The 19,749-nt window shown below is 40.9% G+C and carries 17 protein-coding genes; 6 read left to right on the forward strand and 11 right to left on the reverse strand.

Going from position 1 to position 19,749, the window contains the following annotated elements; all coding sequences use genetic code 11:
- Window positions 1-544: 544 nt before the first annotated feature.
- On the reverse strand, window positions 545-1,468 hold the full coding sequence (locus ABWP91_RS10130) for a LysR family transcriptional regulator (RefSeq protein ID WP_353243163.1): 924 nt from the start codon (window positions 1,466-1,468) through the stop codon (window positions 545-547).
- Window positions 1,469-2,271: 803 nt separating this feature from the next.
- Between ABWP91_RS10130 and ABWP91_RS10135 the strand changes: the two genes are divergently transcribed.
- Complete coding sequence (locus ABWP91_RS10135) at window positions 2,272-3,486, forward strand: pyridoxal phosphate-dependent aminotransferase (protein WP_206082353.1); 1,215 nt, start codon at window positions 2,272-2,274, stop codon at window positions 3,484-3,486.
- 259 nt (window positions 3,487-3,745) lie between these two features.
- Here the strand turns inward: ABWP91_RS10135 and ABWP91_RS10140 are convergent, their stop codons facing one another.
- A complete protein-coding gene (locus tag ABWP91_RS10140) occupies window positions 3,746-4,174 on the reverse strand; it encodes a hypothetical protein (RefSeq protein ID WP_353243164.1) in 429 nt (142 codons plus the stop codon).
- A 199-nt stretch (window positions 4,175-4,373) separates the two neighbouring features.
- Here ABWP91_RS10140 and yfbR point away from each other — a divergent pair, with 199 nt between their 5' ends.
- A complete protein-coding gene (gene yfbR, locus ABWP91_RS10145; protein ID WP_353243165.1) occupies window positions 4,374-4,955 on the forward strand; it encodes a 5'-deoxynucleotidase in 582 nt (193 codons plus the stop codon).
- Between the two features lie 65 nt (window positions 4,956-5,020).
- On the opposite strand, the gene ABWP91_RS10150 is transcribed toward yfbR, so the two are convergent.
- From ABWP91_RS10150 to yfbV, 5 genes are all read right to left on the reverse strand, one after another.
- Window positions 5,021-5,560 carry a phenylacetic acid degradation protein gene (locus tag ABWP91_RS10150; RefSeq protein ID WP_353243166.1) on the reverse strand — a complete coding sequence of 180 codons (540 nt, stop codon included), beginning with the start codon at window positions 5,558-5,560 and terminating at the stop codon, window positions 5,021-5,023.
- A 180-nt stretch (window positions 5,561-5,740) separates the two neighbouring features.
- Window positions 5,741-7,570 (reverse strand): SLC13 family permease, encoded by a 1,830-nt coding sequence (locus ABWP91_RS10155; RefSeq protein WP_353243167.1) that lies wholly within the window; start codon window positions 7,568-7,570, stop codon window positions 5,741-5,743.
- Window positions 7,571-7,658: 88 nt separating this feature from the next.
- Window positions 7,659-8,333 carry a sugar phosphatase gene (locus tag ABWP91_RS10160; RefSeq protein WP_353243168.1) on the reverse strand — a complete coding sequence of 225 codons (675 nt, stop codon included), beginning with the start codon at window positions 8,331-8,333 and terminating at the stop codon, window positions 7,659-7,661.
- 410 nt (window positions 8,334-8,743) lie between these two features.
- Window positions 8,744-9,238 carry a YfbU family protein gene (locus ABWP91_RS10165; protein WP_353243169.1) on the reverse strand — a complete coding sequence of 165 codons (495 nt, stop codon included), beginning with the start codon at window positions 9,236-9,238 and terminating at the stop codon, window positions 8,744-8,746.
- A gap of 150 nt (window positions 9,239-9,388) precedes the next feature.
- Window positions 9,389-9,844, reverse strand: a complete 456-nt coding sequence (gene yfbV, locus ABWP91_RS10170) for a terminus macrodomain insulation protein YfbV (RefSeq protein ID WP_353243170.1) — start codon at window positions 9,842-9,844, stop codon at window positions 9,389-9,391.
- Window positions 9,845-10,440: 596 nt separating this feature from the next.
- On the opposite strand from yfbV, the gene ackA reads away from it, so the two are divergent.
- The 3 genes from ackA (at window position 10,441) to ABWP91_RS10185 (ending at window position 14,701) form a co-directional block, all read left to right on the forward strand.
- On the forward strand, window positions 10,441-11,643 hold the full coding sequence (gene ackA, locus ABWP91_RS10175; RefSeq protein WP_353243171.1) for an acetate kinase: 1,203 nt from the start codon (window positions 10,441-10,443) through the stop codon (window positions 11,641-11,643).
- 71 nt (window positions 11,644-11,714) lie between these two features.
- Window positions 11,715-13,859 (forward strand): phosphate acetyltransferase, encoded by a 2,145-nt coding sequence (pta, locus tag ABWP91_RS10180; RefSeq protein WP_353243172.1) that lies wholly within the window; start codon window positions 11,715-11,717, stop codon window positions 13,857-13,859.
- A 191-nt stretch (window positions 13,860-14,050) separates the two neighbouring features.
- Window positions 14,051-14,701, forward strand: a complete 651-nt coding sequence (locus ABWP91_RS10185) for a DUF3313 domain-containing protein (RefSeq protein WP_353243173.1) — start codon at window positions 14,051-14,053, stop codon at window positions 14,699-14,701.
- A gap of 47 nt (window positions 14,702-14,748) precedes the next feature.
- Here the strand turns inward: ABWP91_RS10185 and ABWP91_RS10190 are convergent, their stop codons facing one another.
- The 4 genes from ABWP91_RS10190 to yfcD all read right to left on the reverse strand — a co-directional run bounded on the left by ABWP91_RS10190 (window position 14,749) and on the right by yfcD (window position 18,419).
- A complete protein-coding gene (locus ABWP91_RS10190) occupies window positions 14,749-16,191 on the reverse strand; it encodes a sodium:solute symporter family protein (RefSeq protein WP_353243174.1) in 1,443 nt (480 codons plus the stop codon).
- Window positions 16,188-16,385: a DUF3311 domain-containing protein gene (locus tag ABWP91_RS10195; RefSeq protein ID WP_219247190.1), complete on the reverse strand. Its 198-nt coding sequence runs from the start codon at window positions 16,383-16,385 to the stop codon at window positions 16,188-16,190. The genes ABWP91_RS10190 and ABWP91_RS10195 overlap by 4 nt, the downstream gene beginning before the upstream one ends.
- A gap of 18 nt (window positions 16,386-16,403) precedes the next feature.
- A complete protein-coding gene (locus ABWP91_RS10200; RefSeq protein ID WP_353243175.1) occupies window positions 16,404-17,639 on the reverse strand; it encodes a M24 family metallopeptidase in 1,236 nt (411 codons plus the stop codon).
- 237 nt (window positions 17,640-17,876) lie between these two features.
- Window positions 17,877-18,419, reverse strand: a complete 543-nt coding sequence (yfcD, locus tag ABWP91_RS10205; protein ID WP_353243176.1) for an NUDIX hydrolase YfcD — start codon at window positions 18,417-18,419, stop codon at window positions 17,877-17,879.
- Window positions 18,420-18,763: 344 nt separating this feature from the next.
- On the opposite strand from yfcD, the gene ABWP91_RS10210 reads away from it, so the two are divergent.
- A complete protein-coding gene (locus ABWP91_RS10210; protein WP_353243177.1) occupies window positions 18,764-19,672 on the forward strand; it encodes a TIGR01777 family oxidoreductase in 909 nt (302 codons plus the stop codon).
- The last annotated feature ends 77 nt before the right edge of the window (window positions 19,673-19,749 follow it).

A 19,749-nucleotide genomic window follows, 5' to 3' on the forward strand; every position in this document is an offset into this window, starting at 1 on the left:
TAACTAAAAAATGAAATTCAGGTTCTGCCAGCTACATCACAATTATTTCATGGTCTTCAACATTTAACCATACTTATTAAGTGGTTAATTGCGGGTTTTGTGTACTGAAATCGATAAAAAAATGATAAATTTGAACTTGATAACGATTTCTAAAAATAGTTGCTCAATATTTATACCTAGTTTTAAAATGATTTCTTATACGTCTTCTCCAATATTGAAAATTTAACACATCAATATGAAATAATCGTTTCAGTTACTAAGCATCTTACTCTGTAGATATACACATCTGAAAAAGAATGGCATTTCCCTTTGTTTAATATGGTTATACTTTCACTTAGCTAATATCACTTTAGGCGATATATTCCTTTGAATTGAGTACCCCATTCCCTTTGTGTAAAATAATTAGATTGCAAATATTTTACCTACGCTTTTGTTTATGCAAATTTTTGATATAAAAAAACGGCATTCCTTAAAGTATAGGAATTGCCGTTTTATTTATTGTATAACTTACTTATCAGCCGTGATACAAAATCACTTGAAACGATTAGTTATTACTTTCGTTTCCTTCAGCGAGTTCACTTGCTGATGCCGCAACATAAGGGATTTTTTTGTTTTCAATGGCACTAAAGACGGTCAAAACAAAGTCTTTCTGCTCGTCTGCATTCTTATATAACCAATATTGAATATCAGGCAAACGAGGCAAGCCATCCGTTTCATTTAAAATCCGTAAATCTGCATTTTGCATTTCCATCGGACGTGCAGTCACCCCAACTTCAGCGGTTACAGCCGCACGTACTGCGGGTAAAGATGCAGCTTCATAAGCGATATGCCATGGTAACCCAGCGTCATCCAATGCTTGCGTGCAAAGTTTACGATATGGGTTGGTTTCATCCATTACGACTAACGGGATCGGCTCGTTATGACGTAATTGAAAGTCCGGCGAACTGTGCCATAGCACTGGCACGGTTCTCAGCGCTGTTTTTGGGTGATGGCTAATACGTGCTGTTGTTAATGCTAAATCGATTTCATGGTTATCCAGCATTGATTCAATAAATTGGGCGCGCTTAATGCGAACTTCAACTGCAATACGTGGATATACAGAAGCGATACGATTTAGCAAAAATGGCAATAGAATATCAACGGTATCATCGGATGCACCGATACGTAGCTCGCCTTCTGCATCGTTATAGGTCAATGATGCGGTCGCATCATCATTCGCACGCAAGATTTGTCGTGCATAACCCAGTAATTGCAAACCATGTGCCGTGAGGAGTTTATTACGCCCATGACGCGCGAACAGCTCACGACCGACAAGTTGCTCTAAACGCTGCATCTGCTGACTTACCGCAGACTGCGTTCTACACACTGCTGCAGCCGCAGCTGCGAATGTGTTTAGATCAGCGACTGCAACAAATGTACGCAGCAAGTCTAGATCTAAGTTCATGATGGGACGATTGGAATTTATCATCGTTCATTCTCTTATATAATATTTATGTTACCTGGTGTTCTGCTCTCCTCCATGAGAATCAGCGATATAATTTAAAACGACTCATCTAGTGCATCTCTAATCCTTAGATTTGCAATGACTTCTCATTATTTTATCTGGTTACAACCTGCCCGTTATTAACGAATAACATCAATGCGGGTATAAACAGAATACTGCCAATAAATCAAAAAGGGTGTTAACAAAAAGCGGATTCTCTTCCAGAACCTGATTAAAGAAACGCTTTATAAACTACGGCTAAATAGTAACATATTTAATGTAATCGCAATTATTTTAATGTAAGCACATTATAAAATTCATTTCACTATTTTACTATTTTGATAAATTTCAATGAATTATATGTTTTCAACACATGTTAAGTGAAAAAACATTGAGTGAAACAATCAATATTACTAACAAAAAAGGTCAAAAAAACATAAAAAAAGGGCAATATTCGGCAAAATTTATGTCCAGAATAACGAATTCAGGCTCAATATTACATTTTGATACAATTTTTTAATTCAACTGTTATTTTTCTCTTTTTTCCATCTTTACACACCAAAACTCTCGATATTATTGAAATATTAATCCTAATTAAGTGTGTTATTTGAAATGTAAAGCTAACTTAAAGAATATAATAAGATGTCAAACATCACATTTATGCTTTAACCAACCTTTTACACCAAAAATAACCTTGCATCTTCAAAAGCTTCTGAGGGAGGAGTACAGTAAGACAATAAAGCCGGTTCCCCCTACCAATGTAATCCCGTTAGGGTAATGAGAAAACAATGAACAATCTAACTAAATCCAGCAAGCTCGATAATGTCTGTTATGACATCCGTGGGCCCGTATTAAAAGAAGCTAAACGCTTAGAAGAGGAAGGCAATAAAGTCCTCAAACTAAACATTGGTAACCCGGCACCGTTTGGCTTTGAAGCACCTGATGAAATCCTTGTGGATGTTTTACGTAACTTACCAAGTTCTCAAGGTTATTGTGATTCCAAAGGGCTCTATTCTGCGCGTAAAGCTATCGTTCAGCACTACCAAGCTCGTGGTATTCACGAAATGACTGTGGAAGATGTCTACATCGGCAACGGTGTATCTGAACTTATTGTCCAAGCGATGCAAGCCCTGCTTAATAATGGCGATGAAATGTTAGTGCCTGCACCTGATTACCCACTTTGGACAGCAGCTGTTTCCCTTTCAGGTGGGAAAGCGGTTCACTATATGTGTGATGAGCAACAAGGCTGGATGCCAGATATCGAAGACATTCGTAGCAAAATCACCCCAAGAACTCGTGGTATTGTTGTCATTAACCCCAATAACCCAACTGGGGCTGTCTACAGCAAAGATTTACTATTAGAAATTGTTGAACTAGCACGTCAACATAACCTCATTATTTATGCTGACGAAATCTACGACAAAATTTTGTACGATGATGCCGTTCACCATTCCATCGCAGCTTTAGCACCTGATTTGCTCACCATCACTTTTAATGGTTTATCAAAAACCTACCGTGTTGCTGGGTTCCGACAAGGTTGGATGGTACTAAACGGCCCGAAAAAACATGCTAAAAGCTATATTGAAGGCTTAGAAATGTTAGCGTCTATGCGTTTGTGTGCCAACGTACCGATGCAGCATGCAATTCAAACAGCACTGGGGGGCTATCAAAGTATCAGTGAATTTATTCAGCCAGGTGGCCGCTTATACGAACAACGTAATCGTGCATGGGAACTTATCAACCAAATCCCTGGTGTATCTTGTGTGAAGCCACAAGGCGCACTGTATATGTTCCCGAAAATTGATATTAAGCGTTTTAATATCCATGATGACCAAAAAATGATCCTTGATTTGCTGTTGCAAGAAAAAGTGTTATTAGTACAAGGTACCGCATTTAACTGGCCAGAACCGGACCACTTTAGGATCGTGACATTACCATATGCAGACGATCTTGAAATGGCAATTAATAAATTTGGCCGCTTCCTTGAAGGCTATCGCCAATAATATCCTATTTAGATTATTTATTAATAACAATAAAGCCTCCAATTGTGGAGGCTTTTTAAATTCAACATTTAATCATCGATAAATGAATGTATTTTTTTGATTATCAAATAATGGAAATAATATATATCGCAACCAGAAAAAAACCTAAAAGTATAAAAGGAAAATATTTCATAATATCCCTTGAAGATTTACTTAGTGATTTTCCATTATATGTATTAACACAACCAAATCAAATTATAATAAATATAATTCTTAATGCTTACCTCAGATATCTCTCTAATTGAGCATCGAATAAAGAATGGCGTTTTACACGTATTAATTTTTCAGAGCAACTTCCTGATTCTGGAAAAGAAACATAGGCCGTTTTAGTATCACCATTAATGCCGATAACGGTCACACCTTTATCCGAATCCGCGATAGAACATGAGAAATAGCCATCTGTCTCATAAACATCACCATTAATGGTGATTACTATTACCTTCCACGTGTTTTTAGGTGAAAATAAACCGGTTTGATAATAAAAATGAAAAACATCTTTTTCTTTTTCACCATGCTTTATATTTTTAACAAATCCCTCTGTTTTTTCCATCTTACCTGAATGATGGACAATTATAATTGACTGTACTTCCTCTCCCCAATAGTTCTCTATAGAAACAAAGCCTTTTCGTCTATGATCGTTGTCAGCCATATTACCCCCTTTATTAATTAATATTATTTTCATTAAGATTAGATAATACGGTTCCAATTTTTAAATTAAATATTATTTATTAACAGAGCTAATTACCTTTACTCAGATTTCCTAAATAATAACCTGCCATAAATGTATATCCCTCTGCGACTATACACGTTATAATTTACCTACTGTTTAGCGCTGTTTATGAGGACTTATGAGCTACTTTTTTGCACACTTAGCTAGAATGAAACTTATCCACCGTTGGCCACTGATGCGGAATGTCCGAACGGAAAATGTCTCTGAACACAGCCTACAAGTCGCGATGGTCGCTCATGCACTCGCTATCATTAAAAATAAAAAATTTGGCGGGAATGTCGACGCCTCTCGTATTGCCTTGCTTGCTATGTATCACGACGCCAGCGAAGTCATCACCGGGGATTTACCCACGCCAATTAAGTATCATAATCAGCAAATTGCCCATGAATACAAAAAAATAGAAAAATTCGCGCAGCAAAAATTGCTGGATATGTTACCTGAAGAGTTACAAGGTGACTTTCGGGAACTGATTATTGAAGACTTACAGTCTGAAGAAGAACATTTTATTGTTAAACAAGCCGATTCCTTATGCGCTTATTTAAAATGCTTAGAAGAGTTATCTGCTGGAAATAGTGAGTTTAAATTGGCTAAAAAGCGCCTTGAAAAAATGTTAGCCGAAAGACAAAGCCCAGAAATGGATTACTTTATGGAAAAATTTGTTCCGGGATTTACGCTTTCGTTAGATGAAATTAGTAATTAACCCCTCCGAATTATACAAAATAAAGACCCATAAAATGGGTCTTTATTTTGCGGTGCAAATTAGATTTAATTTTTCCAACCAATCTTATTTTTATTGATTTTTTTAAATTCAATACCGACTCTTTCAATAATATTAGCCTGTATTTTTGTAGGCGTGCCTTCTAACTCAACAACCTGTTCTAATAGCGAAAGAAATGTCGTTATCATTGATGGCGTGAATTGTTTGATACTTAATTTTAGAATATGTGGAATACTGTGTTCGAAGTTTATTTCGTTATGCACGAGGTGAGCGGATGAAGCAAACAAATCCATTGCCTCTTGATTTCCCAAGTTAAAATTAGTAGCAAATAAATCAATAACCGTTTGTTTTTGCTCTCGAGAAATTTCCCCCTCTTGCTTTAATGTTCCCACAATAATGGCAGCGGCAGCGTCAGTCGCGGTCGATAAATTATAAATAGGTTTTGTGCCGTATTGTTTTTGCCACTTTCTGCGTCGAGCCCACGTAAATGGATTAAACGAATTAAGATCAACACCTGAATTTTGTAATGAGTGTAATGCCCAAACAAGCGCGGCTAGCGCTGAAATCGCAGCAATGATAATATGCATTCTAAGTTTCCAGAAAATAAGACTAATTTAATTAATGGTTTTAATTATAAAAATGTATGCAAGATAAGTGACATCAGACTTATCCTTAATTCAACTTAAGCTGAATTAAAGCAAATAAGTTCATTACAATTACCCATATTATGAGTGATAAATAACAGCCCTATTAGCTAGGGCTATTATTTAAAAAGGGAAAAGGAGAGGAATAACCGCAATACTAATAAACATCACGATAATGGTAAACGGTACACCAATTTTTAAGAAATCAGAGAATTTATAACCACCTGGGCCGAGAACTAAGGTATTTACTGGTGAAGAAACTGGCGTCATAAAGGCCGCAGATGCCGCAATACCTACTACCATCGCGAAAGGTAGAGGAGAAACCTCCATTTGCCGTGCCGCAGCAATAGCAATCGGTGCCATTAATACTGCAGTGGCTGTATTAGAAATAAACAAGCCAATCGTGGCACACAGAATAAATAAACACAGTAGCATCACATGAGGGCCTAAACCGCCCGCTATTTTCATTAGAGCGTCAACCGCAAGGGCTATCCCGCCAGTTTCTTGCAGTGCAAGCGCAAAAGGCATCATGCCAACAATCAAGATGATACTTGGCCAGTGAATCGATTTATAGGCGCTTTCCATATCGATACAGCGAAATTTCCCCATCAGCAGGCACGCAATTAATGCCGCGATAAAGTTAGGAATTTCATTGGTCACCATCATAGCGACCATTAATGCTAAACAAAACAAGGCATGAGGTGCTTGTGAAGCCGCAGGTGCGACCGCTTCGACCTCTGCCGCTAAATTCAATACAATAAAGTTACGTGGTTTTGTCGATAAGATACGGATCAATTTCCAATCACCGATCACCAGCAAAATATCCCCGAGGCGCAGCGGCTCATCTACCAGCTTGCCATCCAATGCCTTACCATCACGGCGAATACCCACCACGTTTAGGCCATATCGTGTACGAAACTTGATATCTCGTAAACTTTTCCCCAGTAACTCAGAGTCTGGGTTCATGGACACTTCGGCCATCCCTACATCGCGAGATTGATCCGAGAAATAATCTCCACGTAAAATCATTGGCTCTAGCAATTGTTCACTGCAAAAAAGGCGTAAATCGTCATCACTTACCGATATATCTACCAGTAAGACATCACGTTCACGTAATTCAGTTCCCCCTGTTGCACTGACCATCACGCGGCGAAATTTCCGCCAGCGCTCAATCCCCACCACGTTAGCTTCATAACGTGAACGCAGGTGCAATTCATCAAGAGTATGGCCAATCAGTGGTGAACCTTTACGGATAGCTAAACGGCGCGCACGGCCTGTTAGCTTGTAATCACGGATTAAATCACGGAAGGTGCGGCGATAGCGTTCAGGAAGTTTATCGGGTTCATTACTGCCTAACCAACGACGTGTCAGCCACATGTAAGCAATACCAGCCAGTAGAATAAGAATACCAATAGGGGTAATTGAGAAAAATTGGAATCCCTTGATCCCTTCACGCACTAGCTCACTGTTTACCACCATGTTAGGGGGGGTCGCAACTAAAGTCATCATGCCACTGATTAACCCAGCAAACCCCAGTGGCATCATTAATCTACCTGGAGATGTTTTCATTCGAGCCGCAACGCTCAGTACAACGGGGATAAAGATGGCAACAACGCCTGTCGAGCTCATAAAAGCACCGAGTCCAGCCACGGTTAGCATCAAAAACACCAACATCTTGCTCTCGCTACTTCCTGCAACGCGAACAAGCCAGTCCCCCATTTGATATGCAATACCAGTACGGACAAGGCCATCACCAATGACGAACAGTGCCGCTATCAACAACACGTTCGGGTCAGCAAAACCTGAAGTCGCTTGCTCTAACGTTAAGGTGTCGCTGAGTACAAACGCCACAATCACCAATAACGCCACCACATCCATACGGACTTTATTCGTGGTAAAAAGAACGATAGCGATCAGCAGGAGGGTTAATACCCACAGCAATTCTCCGTTCAAAACATCCCCTTTCGACGAAAAAAAACATTGCTAAAGATTTTCTTTAGTTAACCATGTTTTACGGAGAATTTCTTTGATTAGATCACTATTAAGGCAATTTTGACACTAAAAGTTCATAATCCCCATTAATGTCAGGTCCCATAACAGAAATTTGCTCTAACGAACTAACAATTACATCGATTTCATCACGGCGCGGTAAGCTCTCTGGCGCATGGACTGCAACTACTTGGCAACCTGCACTTAGTGCGGAATGAATGCCTGCTTGAGCATCTTCAAAGGCAATACAGGATTTCTCAGGCAGAGAAAGCGCTTCGGCCCCTAACATAAAAGGCTCTGGATCTGGCTTACCTTTGGACACTTTTTCAAATGTCACCCAGTGTTTCGGCTCTGGTAATCCCGCCGCTTGCTGGCGTCCATGTGCGATGGGTACAGTCCCTGAGGTCACAATCGCCCAAGGCGCACCGATTTCATTCAAACGTGTTAATAAGGCAACTGCTCCTGGTAGAGCCACAACGCCTTCGACATCTTCGCTTTCCATTTTTTCGAGCCAGCGAAAATAACGCATAATTTCTTCATCACTGGCCTCTGGCAAAAAATGACGCAGGCTGGTCAGTGCAGGTTTTCCGTGAATAAAGCTAATAATTTCTTCAGGGCTTTTCCCTATGCGCTCACCAAATTTACACCAGCAACGCTCAACTACCGCCAGCGAATCCGCCAGTGTCCCATCCAAATCAAATAGAAAACCCTTTGCCTTTAGTTTCACATCTACCCCTTTCATGTGCTTGAATCGATTCTATCTCTTAGTTAACGCTAAATAGACGCCAATACGCAACCTCAATAACAAAAATAATCAAGATTTGCGTTAATGACTTAGATTTGAGTGCACTGGTGAGTTAAAACAGGAAAGAAATGTTAACTTGAATTTGAATTTGAATTTGAATTTGAATTTGAATTTGAATTTGAATTTGAAATTTTTATATCGATTGATTCCGTTTGTTCTAAATAATTCGCCTTGTCACTAGGCGACGAAGTGAAGTATGACGAGATTGCTCTAAGGAGTTTGTGCTGTAGCGAGGCGGCAAGCGCGCTAATCCCTAGGAGCATACATAAGTATGTGACTAGGGTTAGTGTGTGAAGCCAACACTGCTACAGCGCAAAATGCGACGAGCAAAACTAAGCGTTAAAAATTTGAGTAATCTCCACTGCTGACAAATGATACTGCCTCGGACACGCATGCCAAATCGACAACATCCGTACATATTTCTCCCACATTGGCGTTTGCGAGTTAAAGCCATGGGTTCCGCTATCAAAATGGGTATAACGCCCTTCTGTATTCACCATAAAGCGCACATAACTTAAATAACGCGCTTCCGTTGCTGCATCAAAGCCTAAAAATTGCACACGACGGCCATCAATATCTTGTTTTTCAGGCAAATTACTGTAGGAGACTTGCAGCGCGTGGTACATCTCCATAATTTCAATCACAGTGCGACATGTTTCTTCGCTTAAATGACCGAAATCTCTGTCTAGCTCGCGCATTTGTAACCCAAAACCACGTTCAATAATCGTTTGCAGGCGGCGATAACGTTCCGCGTTATCTGGGTCTAACATTGTCATCATTTTATATTGATTTGATAAAATCAGGCGTTGGGCGTTAGTCATTTCCATTATGGCTCTCCTACAGAAAAGTATGGTTTATCTTCGCACTCAACCCACATCTAAGACAGTGAAAACATCGTTTTTATTGATCTAAACACGCTTTTTGCATTACTTATTGTTAAATCTAGCTTTTAATAAAAATTGTACAGTCATTTTTTACTAAACATCTTCCATAAAGGAACGATCGAGTTGGTTAAATGCACGTTTAAGTAGGTCAGCCAACGCCATGTAATCAGGCTGTTGTTCAACGGGGGCCATCGCAATTCCCGCCTCCGTAAATTTGTCTCGGATCTCGTAAAACCAGCTCAGCAAGCTAGAGGGTAGAGGTGTAGACGCACGTTTCCCTAACCACCATAACCCTTGCATTGGTAAACTACAGGCAAATAATGCCGTTGCGATAGCAGGGCCAAGCTGTCCACCCAACGCGATTTGCCAAGCTAGCGTAAAGATAGCAATCGGTGGCATAAAGCGAATACCAAAACGCACCGCTTTATTAATGCGGATTTCAGGGAAAATAGGTGCCAGTTTTTTTTCCATAGGAAAGGTTTTCAGATAGCGGTTGCCTAATCTGAAGCGTTTAAAAAAACCGGGGGGTGTATTTTGCAATGTACTCATGAATCGTTTCCTATGCACTTCTAAAACTGACTAGCTGTCGTTAAGCTTACGCCATTGTGAGCGAGAACGCACACTTAAGTTAAACAAATTATTTTATTGAATTTACCTTAAGTTGAGCGACCTTAATTAAAATCAGCTATTCTGATAAATATCTAACTTCGTGCTATAACTACACTTTATACGACACTTATGATTTTAATCAATCAAACGACCTATTTTTAAAAAAAACGTATAAAATATAAAATATTTTTAGTAGAATCTGCCACATTTAGAATTGCTGTTGAATTTGTTATTTTATCGCTTTATCTATCTTTTCAATAAAAAGATAGACAACAGTTATATATTGGGGTTTTGGTCGTTATTTCAACACCAGATGCGAAGTTTTCTTTTATATAGCACTTTGCACAATAGCGTAACGATAGCTTTATAACCCCCTTGAAGATTACCAAGATCTTTAACTTTTTCGCCTTTAACATGATATCAATCATGATGTTTCAGGTCATAAATACGCTAGGCTCTAGCGAACCATATTTTTAATCTGAGTCTTTTCATGTTTTTAAAAGGCTTCACAACAACAATTAACGATAGGTATTTCCATGTCAAGTAAGCTGGTACTGGTTCTAAACTGCGGTAGCTCCTCGCTGAAGTTCGCCATCATTGATCCAACTAACGGTGACGAATTTTTATCCGGTTTAGCTGAGTGTTTCAACCTCCCTGAAGCCCGTATTAAATGGAAAATGGATGGTGCTAAAAAGGAAGCTCCTTTAGGTGCTGGTGCGGCGCATAGCGAAGCATTGAATTTCATTGTCAACACCATTCTTGCTGAAAAACCTGAGTTGTCAGCGCAAATTACATCAATCGGTCACCGTATTGTTCACGGCGGCGAAAAATTCACCTCTTCTGTTTTAATCACTGACGAAGTGATTGAAGGTATTGAGGCAGCAATCCCATTTGCTCCACTGCATAACCCTGCTCACCTGATTGGTATTGAAGAGGCAAGAAAATCGTTCCCTCATCTGATCAACAAAAACGTGGCTGTATTTGACACTGCGTTCCATCAGACCATGCCACAAGAAGCCTATCTGTATGCCCTGCCATACGAATTGTATTCTGAACATAGTATCCGCCGTTACGGCGCACACGGCACAAGCCATTACTATGTTTCTCGTGAAGCGGCGAAAAAACTCAACAAACCTGTTGAAGAATTAAACGTCATCACTTGCCATTTAGGTAACGGCGGTTCTGTCACTGCCATTGTTAACGGCCAATGTGTTGATACCTCTATGGGCTTGACCCCATTAGAAGGTTTAGTCATGGGAACACGTAGTGGCGATATCGACCCTGCGATTATTTTCCATTTACATGACGCTTTAGGCATGAGTGTTGACCAAATCAACAAAATGCTGACCAAAGAATCTGGACTATTAGGCTTAACAGGCGTAACAAGTGATTGTCGCTATGTTGAAGACAACTATGGCACAAAAGAAGATGCAACTCGTGCAATGGATGTTTTCTGCCACCGTTTAGCAAAATACGTTGGTGCATACAGTGCACTGATGGAAGGCCGTCTTGATGCTATCATCTTCACAGGCGGTATTGGTGAAAACTCAGCACAAGTTCGTGAAATTACCCTGAAGAAACTGGCTATCCTTGGTTTCGAATATGACCACGAACGTAACTTAGCGGCACGCTTCGGTAAAGAAGGTTTAATCACTACCGATAACAGCCGCCCGGCAATGGTTATCGCAACCAATGAAGAGTTGGTTATCGCTCAAGATACTGCGCGTTTAACCGCATAAGAAACATCTACCGCCAGCAAATGCTGGCGGTATCGTTTTGTCATTAGAGTAACCGAAATAAAGAGGTTCCCGTGTCCCGTACAATTATGTTAATACCTACCGGCACCAGCGTTGGCTTAACTAGCGTTAGCCTAGGTGTCGTTCGCTCAATGGAACAAAAAGGTGTTCAATTAAGCGTTTTCAAACCTATCGCACAGCCCCGCATCTCTGGCAATAAAGACCAAACTACTGAAGTTCTGCGTTCCCATTCAAGTATTACAACCATTGTTGAACCGTTGACGATGGAATACGTGGAATCACTGCTGACCTCTTCTAAAAAAGATGTATTAATGGAAGAGATCGTTGCCCGCTACCATGATCACACCAAAAATGCGGAAGTGATTTTAATCGAAGGCTTAGTGCCAACGCGCAAACACTCTTTTGCTCAGTCGTTAAACTATGAAATTGCCAAAACGTTAGGCGCTGAAATTGTTTTTGTCACTGCGACGGGTAATAGCTCAATCACCCAAATGCAAGAGCGTTTAGAGCTAGTTCGTAACGAATTCGGTGGCCAACGTAATAAGAATATTATCGGTGTTATCATTAATAAGGTGAATGCGCCTGTTGATGAACAAGGCCGTACTCGCCCTGACCTGTCTGAAATTTTTGACGACTCCACCAAAGCGACAGTGGCAAACCTCGATCCGAAACAGCTTTCTGCGCTAAACCTGCCAGTGCTGGCATCCATTCCATGGAACTTCGATTTAATCGCGACGCGTGCAATCGATATGGCAAAACACTTGGGTGCAGAAATTGTTAACGAAGGCGAAATCAAAACACGCCGCGTTAAATCTGTCACCTTCTGCGCACGTAGCATCCCACATATGCTTGAGCACTTCCGCCCAGGTTCATTGTTAGTGACTTCAGCAGACCGCCCTGACGTGCTGGTTTCTGCATCGTTAGCCGCGATGAACGGCGTCGAAATTGGTGCCGTTCTGTTAACGGGTGGCTACAACATCGATGCGCCAATTCGCCAATTATGCGAACAAGCGTTCGAAACAGGCTTGCCTGTTTTCATGGTGAAAAGCAACACATGGCAGACTTCCTTGAATCTGCAAAGTTTTAGCTTAGAAGTCCCTGCGGATGACCATGAACGTATTGAAAAAATTCAAAACTACGTGGCACGTCATATTAGCAGCGATTGGATTGAATCCTTAGTGGCTGACTCCGAACGTCCGAACCGTTTATCACCACCAGCGTTCCGTTATCAATTAACTGAATTAGCACGTAAAGCAGGCAAGCGTATTGTTCTACCTGAAGGTGATGAGCCTCGTACCGTTAAAGCTGCCTCTATCTGTGCTGAGCGTGGTATCGCAACATGCGTTCTATTAGGTAACCCTGACGATATCCGCCGAGTTGCCGCTGCACAAGGCATTGAATTAGGCACGGGTATTGAAATCGTTGACCCAATTAAAGTCCGCGAAGAATACGTTGCTCGCCTTGTCGAACTGCGTAAGAGTAAAGGTATGACCGAAGTTGTTGCTCGTGAACAACTGGAAGACAACGTGGTTCTGGGCACATTAATGCTCGAAAAAGGCGAAGTTGATGGTTTAGTTTCAGGTGCTGTACACACCACCGCGAACACCATCCGCCCACCGCTTCAGTTGATCAAAACAGCGCCAGGTAGCTCCTTGGTGTCTTCTGTGTTCTTTATGCTGTTACCTGAACAAGTCTTTGTTTATGGTGACTGTGCAATCAACCCAGACCCAACAGCAGAGCAATTATCTGAAATCGCTATCCAATCTGCGGATTCTGCAAAAGCCTTTGGTATCGACCCACGCGTTGCAATGATCTCTTACTCAACAGGCGATTCAGGTGCAGGTAGTGATGTCGAAAAAGTGCGTGAAGCAACCCGTCTAGCGCAAGAAAAACGCCCTGACCTGATGATTGATGGTCCATTGCAGTACGATGCGGCGGTAATGGCTGATGTGGCGAAATCAAAAGCACCTAACTCCCCAGTTGCAGGTAAAGCAACCGTGTTTATCTTCCCTGACCTGAACACGGGTAACACCACCTATAAAGCAGTACAACGTTCGGCTGACCTCGTGTCAATCGGTCCAATGCTGCAAGGTATGCGCAAACCAGTCAATGATTTGTCCCGTGGGGCATTAGTTGACGATATCGTTTATACCGTTGCATTAACTGCAATCCAAGCGGTACAGAACGAAGCTAACTAATCATTTCGTTTTTTATCAAATAAAGCGCTCATTTGGGCGCTTTATTTTATGCCTCTAGCCAGTCATTATTACTTAATTTTCTAGGTGACTATCAATAACTAAATAATCGCATTTTTTATAAACTTTATCAATTTTTGTGATGATAGCATTGCCCAAAATTTATATTCATCCCTATAAATAATGAGCAAAATATGAATCACTTAGTAAAAATCATTTTATTAACCTGTCTTATTTCTACATTAGTAGCCTGTTCAAGTCGCGTACCTAACACCACAGAACAATCAGATTTTTTGACGCATTATGAACAGCTTCAAGAGGTCAAAACCCCTTCAAGTAATATCATTAAAGCCTGGAAAGCCGCACAGTTGGAGACGACAAAAAAGCAAAAACTTATTTTCACACCCATTGAATTCAAACCATTGAATAAAAATAATAAAATGGGTGATAAGTTTACAACCATTTTGCTTAACTATACTAACCAACAAATCCAGCATGAGTTGGAAAAACACTTCGAATTAACCCAACATTCAGGACCTGAAATCTTACGTTTTGAGGGCATTATCACCTCTGTTGATGCTACGCCTGAAGATTTTAAATTTTACGAGGCATTACCGGTGATGCTGGTTGTGGCAGGAACGCAATTAGCTGTAGGTAGCCGTGATGCTGACACCAATATTTATTTTGAATGGAAAGTCACAAACTCGGTCACTCATACACCTTTATATGAGGCCATTCGTAAGAATAAAGGCACACAATTGAGCAATACGGAGCAGACAATTACATTGGAAGATTTAAAAGAGGCCATTGATACCATTGCTGATGAGGTCGTACCTAACGCGTAAATATCAAAATTAGGGTGGCGAATTTAGCTCACCACCCTAATTTTATTTTATTTTTTTCGTGTGAATAACGAAACAACCACCGCAACAATAATATTCAGAATAAATGCAGCAATACCAATATTCATAAAACTTAAGCCTTCCCCTAGCCATGGGAAGAGCTGGGCTAAAGATATTTTTTCAATATAGGTAATCGCAAGGAATAATACCCCCGCTGCAATACCACAAATCGCACCCGCGGATGTCATTGGGTTATGTTGTTTAAAACTCATCAATAACGCAGGGAAAAATTGCGCCACAATATTCACACCGAGCAACATTATTGCCACTAATGTGTCGTTACTGTGGAAAATAAAGTACAAGCTCACCAGCGCAACTAATGGCACCATATAGCGTGCATACACACCAGACTGGCGTTTTTCTTCACTCGCGCCTACCGCTTTTTGTACCACGCCCGCTAACATATTTGACGTTGTTAACAGCAACATAGAACCGGGTACTAATGCCGTTAACATTCCCGCCGCGCCGATAAAGCCAACCACAACAGGCGAAAACGTTTCTTTCGAAATTTCAAACAGCGATAAATCCACCGCAGAGCCTTCAAGGTGTGGAATTTGTAATATCGCCGCATAACCGACAAAAAAGGCAAATAGCATAATTAAGCTGTACGCTGGAATTAAAATACTATTTCGCTTGAGGGATTTTTCATCTTTTGCCGTAAATACCGCCGCCATATAATGAGGCCAACAGAAATACGCCACAACAGATAGGAATATTGTGGAAATATACCACGGAATATTCAGCCCTGTTTTTGGGAAGGTTAGGAAGCTTGGCATGGCGGTATCAATCGCTTTAAACATATCGCCAAAGCTACCGTAATAATGCAGCGGAATATAAATTCCAATAAACACCACGACAATTAAGATCATTAAATCTTTCAGTGCGGATGTCCAAGCTGAACCATGAATACCTGAAATCATCACAAACAGCGTGACCGCAATAATCCCAATCCAAATGGCCATATCCGCAGGAATAGCCCCATAGGAGGCTTGCGAAACAATAATACCAAGGCCTTTCAGTTGCAGAACAAACAATGGCACCATCGCCGCAATGGAAATCAAGCTAATTAATAACCCGAGCCCTTGACTGTTATATTTCTTAGTAAATAATTCAGAGATAGTTCTGACGTCATTATCTTTTGCAAACCGCCAAACACGTGGATGCACCCAGTATAGAAAAATACCCATAAAGGCATTAACCGCTAGGGTATAGAGAATGGCAGGCCCTTTACCGTATGCCCAGCCGCTGCCCCCAAGGAAGGTAAAGGTGGTATAAATTTCCCCTGCACTGAGCAGGAAAACGAGTAACGCTCCGTAGCTTCGCCCCCCCACAGACCATCCTTCATGGTCCATCGTTTTTCCTTTTTTGGCCCTAATCGCCAAATAAACACTGAAAAGGAAAAAAACGGCAATAATAATTAATGCGGAGCTCATGACGTTTCCTTAAGGTTTTTACTGTCTAACACATTAATTAATAACATGACGAGCGCTGTCACAATCACCCATGCCACAATCCAAAACATTAAAAAAGGCAGCCCCATGACAAAGGGTTCAACCTCATTGGCATAATAGATCCCGACGGTTAACGCCAGAATCGGGAAAATAACGAGGTAGTGATACCATCTCATAAAAAGTCCTTATTTTTATTATTTGAGAGAAACCAATTCGCGAGGTAAATGGCTTAACATTTCAACGCCATCCTCTGTAATCAGTAACATGTCTTCAATCATAATACCGCCCACACCAATACCGTAATAAGGCGTTTCCAAGCTCATGACCATCCCTGCGCGGAACACTTCAGTAGTGGCTGCACTAACAAAGGGCGCTTCTTCTAAACCAACAAATACGCCATCTCCATGCCCCAAATGACCACGGTTATAATGTGGTAAACCTGATGAACGAATTAATGCCATCGTTTCATTGAATACATCGCTTAACGCCACACCGGGTGCAATACGGCTTAGCATATATTGATGGCCTTTTAATATAGTTTGGTAAATCCCATTAACTTTGTCATTCGGTTTACCCACCACAAAAGTACGTGCGATATCAGCACCGTATCCCGCTACATCGACGCCACAATCAAACTTAATTAAGTCCCCTTCTTTTGCTGGCACATTTTCTGGCAACATTTTTGGGGAAAAATCACTTCCCACTGAAATTAAATGAAAACGACTGTAATTGGTTTCAGGAAACGACATGACTTTGGCTTTAAAAGCGGCGGTTAATTCTGCTGATGTACAACCAACACGGATCAGTTGGCTAGCGGCTTCAATGCCTGCCTCAGTAATTTGGGCTGATTTTCTCAGATGATTGATTTCCCATTCACTTTTGATCATGCGTAACTCATTAAAAAGCGTTGAAGAATCAACCAAATTCAGTTCTGGAATGACTTTGTCTAACCAGTTTTTACCCGTGTAGGTAATTTGGTTAAGATCAATCGCAACTGGCTTTCCATACACGCCAGCTTCAGATAATGCGTCTTTTAATAAGTTAAAAATGGTTTCAATTGGGCTATTGATCGGCCTTGCTTTCACCACCTTGCCATTATCAGGGTTATAAGGGTCGTCAACATCCACCCAAATTGGGAACGTTTTAATCTGTGCGTTTGGCATTTCCAAGCTTAAGTTTGCCGCTTCAAACTCATTCATGATCACCAGTGATTTCACGGTGGGATCACGGAAAATCACAGCTATCGCAGAGCCTGTTTGCCTAAAGGTATACATAAAGAAGCTTGCAAAGCCTGTTAAGTGATAAAAATTATCCCCGACTGTCGCAATTAGCGCTTCAACCCCTTCCCGCTCCATAATTTCCCGAGCTTTATTTGTAACATTTTCAAGGTGTTGTTGTTTTAAAAGTGACTCTGTTTTATGACTTTTCATTGTTATTTTCTCAATCCGTCGTTCTGTATCGCTAAATAATTTCACAATATGACAAGCGAAATAATAAGTTCGCTTATTATATCGAGAGTTGAAATGAATACATCGTGTAAGGTGCAAGTTGGATATAACTAATAGTTATATATTAGTCAAAAATTAACCTTGCTAGAGATTTGAATTTTGGTGAAAAAATTAAAAGGACTACAGAAAATAGTCCTTTTACGATTTAAATCTGAGTGATTATGAGTTTTCAGCACAAGTGATGGCTTTTTCGGATTCATTGTTGCGCGTCAGCCATAACGAAAGCGCTTTTAATGAATCTGGGGTGAACTCATCACAACGAGCACTGATTTCTTTTGGTGTTAACCAGCTCACCTCTGCCACTTCAGACTCTTGCAGTGCAAATGGGCCATGACTAACACAACTAAATAACCCACCCCATACGCGACAATGCTCATCTTCGAAATAAAAATGGCCATGCTCTGCAAATGGTACGCCAGCGATCCCCAGCTCTTCTTCCGCTTCACGTTTTGCAGAATCCAGAATATTTTCACCTTGGGTAACAACACCACCTGCTGTGGCATCTAAAAAACCAGGGTGGAAATCTTTAATGTCAGTACGTCGTTGAACTAAGATTTTCCCCATCCCATCATGCACAACAATATACGTCGCACGATGCCGTAAATTTTCAGCACGCATTTGGCTGCGGGTTGCCTGAGCAATAACGCTATTATCCTCATCGACAATATCGACCCATTCAACGACTTCGGTTTGTTGTTCCATCCTGTAAACCTTTTATAATTAAGCTAAAAATAGCTTATGTCATAGATTGATTGCCACGACATGTCAGACAATACAACGGGCTTTAACTCGTACTTAGCCGACGATCCTAGCCCAATTTTCATTTGGTTGCTATCACAAATAAACACTTCTTATCACATTGCTCATAGAGCTTTTGTCTTTTTTGCGATAACGTAGGCAAATCACACAATTTGTGCTCACAGGTGCTATAGTTAAATCATAAAACCTATGGAAACATTGTATTAGCGCGATAACTTAGCACAATAGCAATTAAATCACTGAGTGCAGACAACAACGCTGCGGTTTGAAATATGACGGGGATGGCAATGAAAATACTCATAACAGGCGGCACAGGGTTAATCGGCACCCCTCTGGTTCAAAAATTAATCGCCCTTGATCATCAGGTCACTGTATTAAGCCGTTCGCCACAAAAAGTGTATAGCCACTTTTGTAAGGCTGTTGAATGTTGGACAACGTTAAATGATGTTAATAATCTCAATGAATTCGATGCCGTTATTAATTTAGCTGGCGAACCCATTGCTGAAAAACGTTGGACTGATGAGCAGAAAAAACGCCTTTGTGATAGCCGTTGGAAAATCACCCAGCGACTCGCTGAACTTATTGCCGCTAGCGAAACACCCCCTTCCGTCTTTTTATCGGGCTCTGCTGTGGGTTACTATGGCGACCAAGGCCAAGTTGTTGTCACTGAAGACGAACAACCCCATGACGAATTCACCCATCAACTCACTCAACATTGGGAAGCCCTTGCTGAAAATGCCGCGTCCGACAAAACACGTGTGTGTTTATTACGCACAGGCCTTGTCTTATCCCCCAATGGCGGTGTATTAGGTAAAATCCTGCCCATTTTCAAAATGGGTGCTGGTGGCCCAATTGGTCATGGTAAACAATACATGCCATGGATACATATCAACGATATGGTCAATGCCATTTACTTTTTACTCACAACCCCAACACTTTCAGGCCCTTTCAATATGACTGGTCCTTATCCTGTGCATAATGACCAGTTCACGGCTATTTTAGGGGATGTACTCAACCGCCCTTCTTTTGTCCGCACGCCTGCGTTTGTTATCAAAACTATTTTAGGTGAATCCGCCGCTTTAGTATTAGGTGGGCAGCAAGCCATACCTAAACGTTTAGAAGAAGCCGGATTTGAATTCGAATTTATTGAATTGAAAATTGCATTAGAAGACTTATTGGTTGCCAAAGAAAGCTAATCCCTTTTAGCGCTCCTAGTATACTCATATCTTTACCATCTCGAGATAGACATGACGAGATGGCGGCTACACATTCC

It is taken from the genome of Providencia sp. (genome assembly GCF_040396775.1).
In the GTDB taxonomy this organism is placed as follows: Bacteria; Pseudomonadota; Gammaproteobacteria; order Enterobacterales; family Enterobacteriaceae; genus Providencia.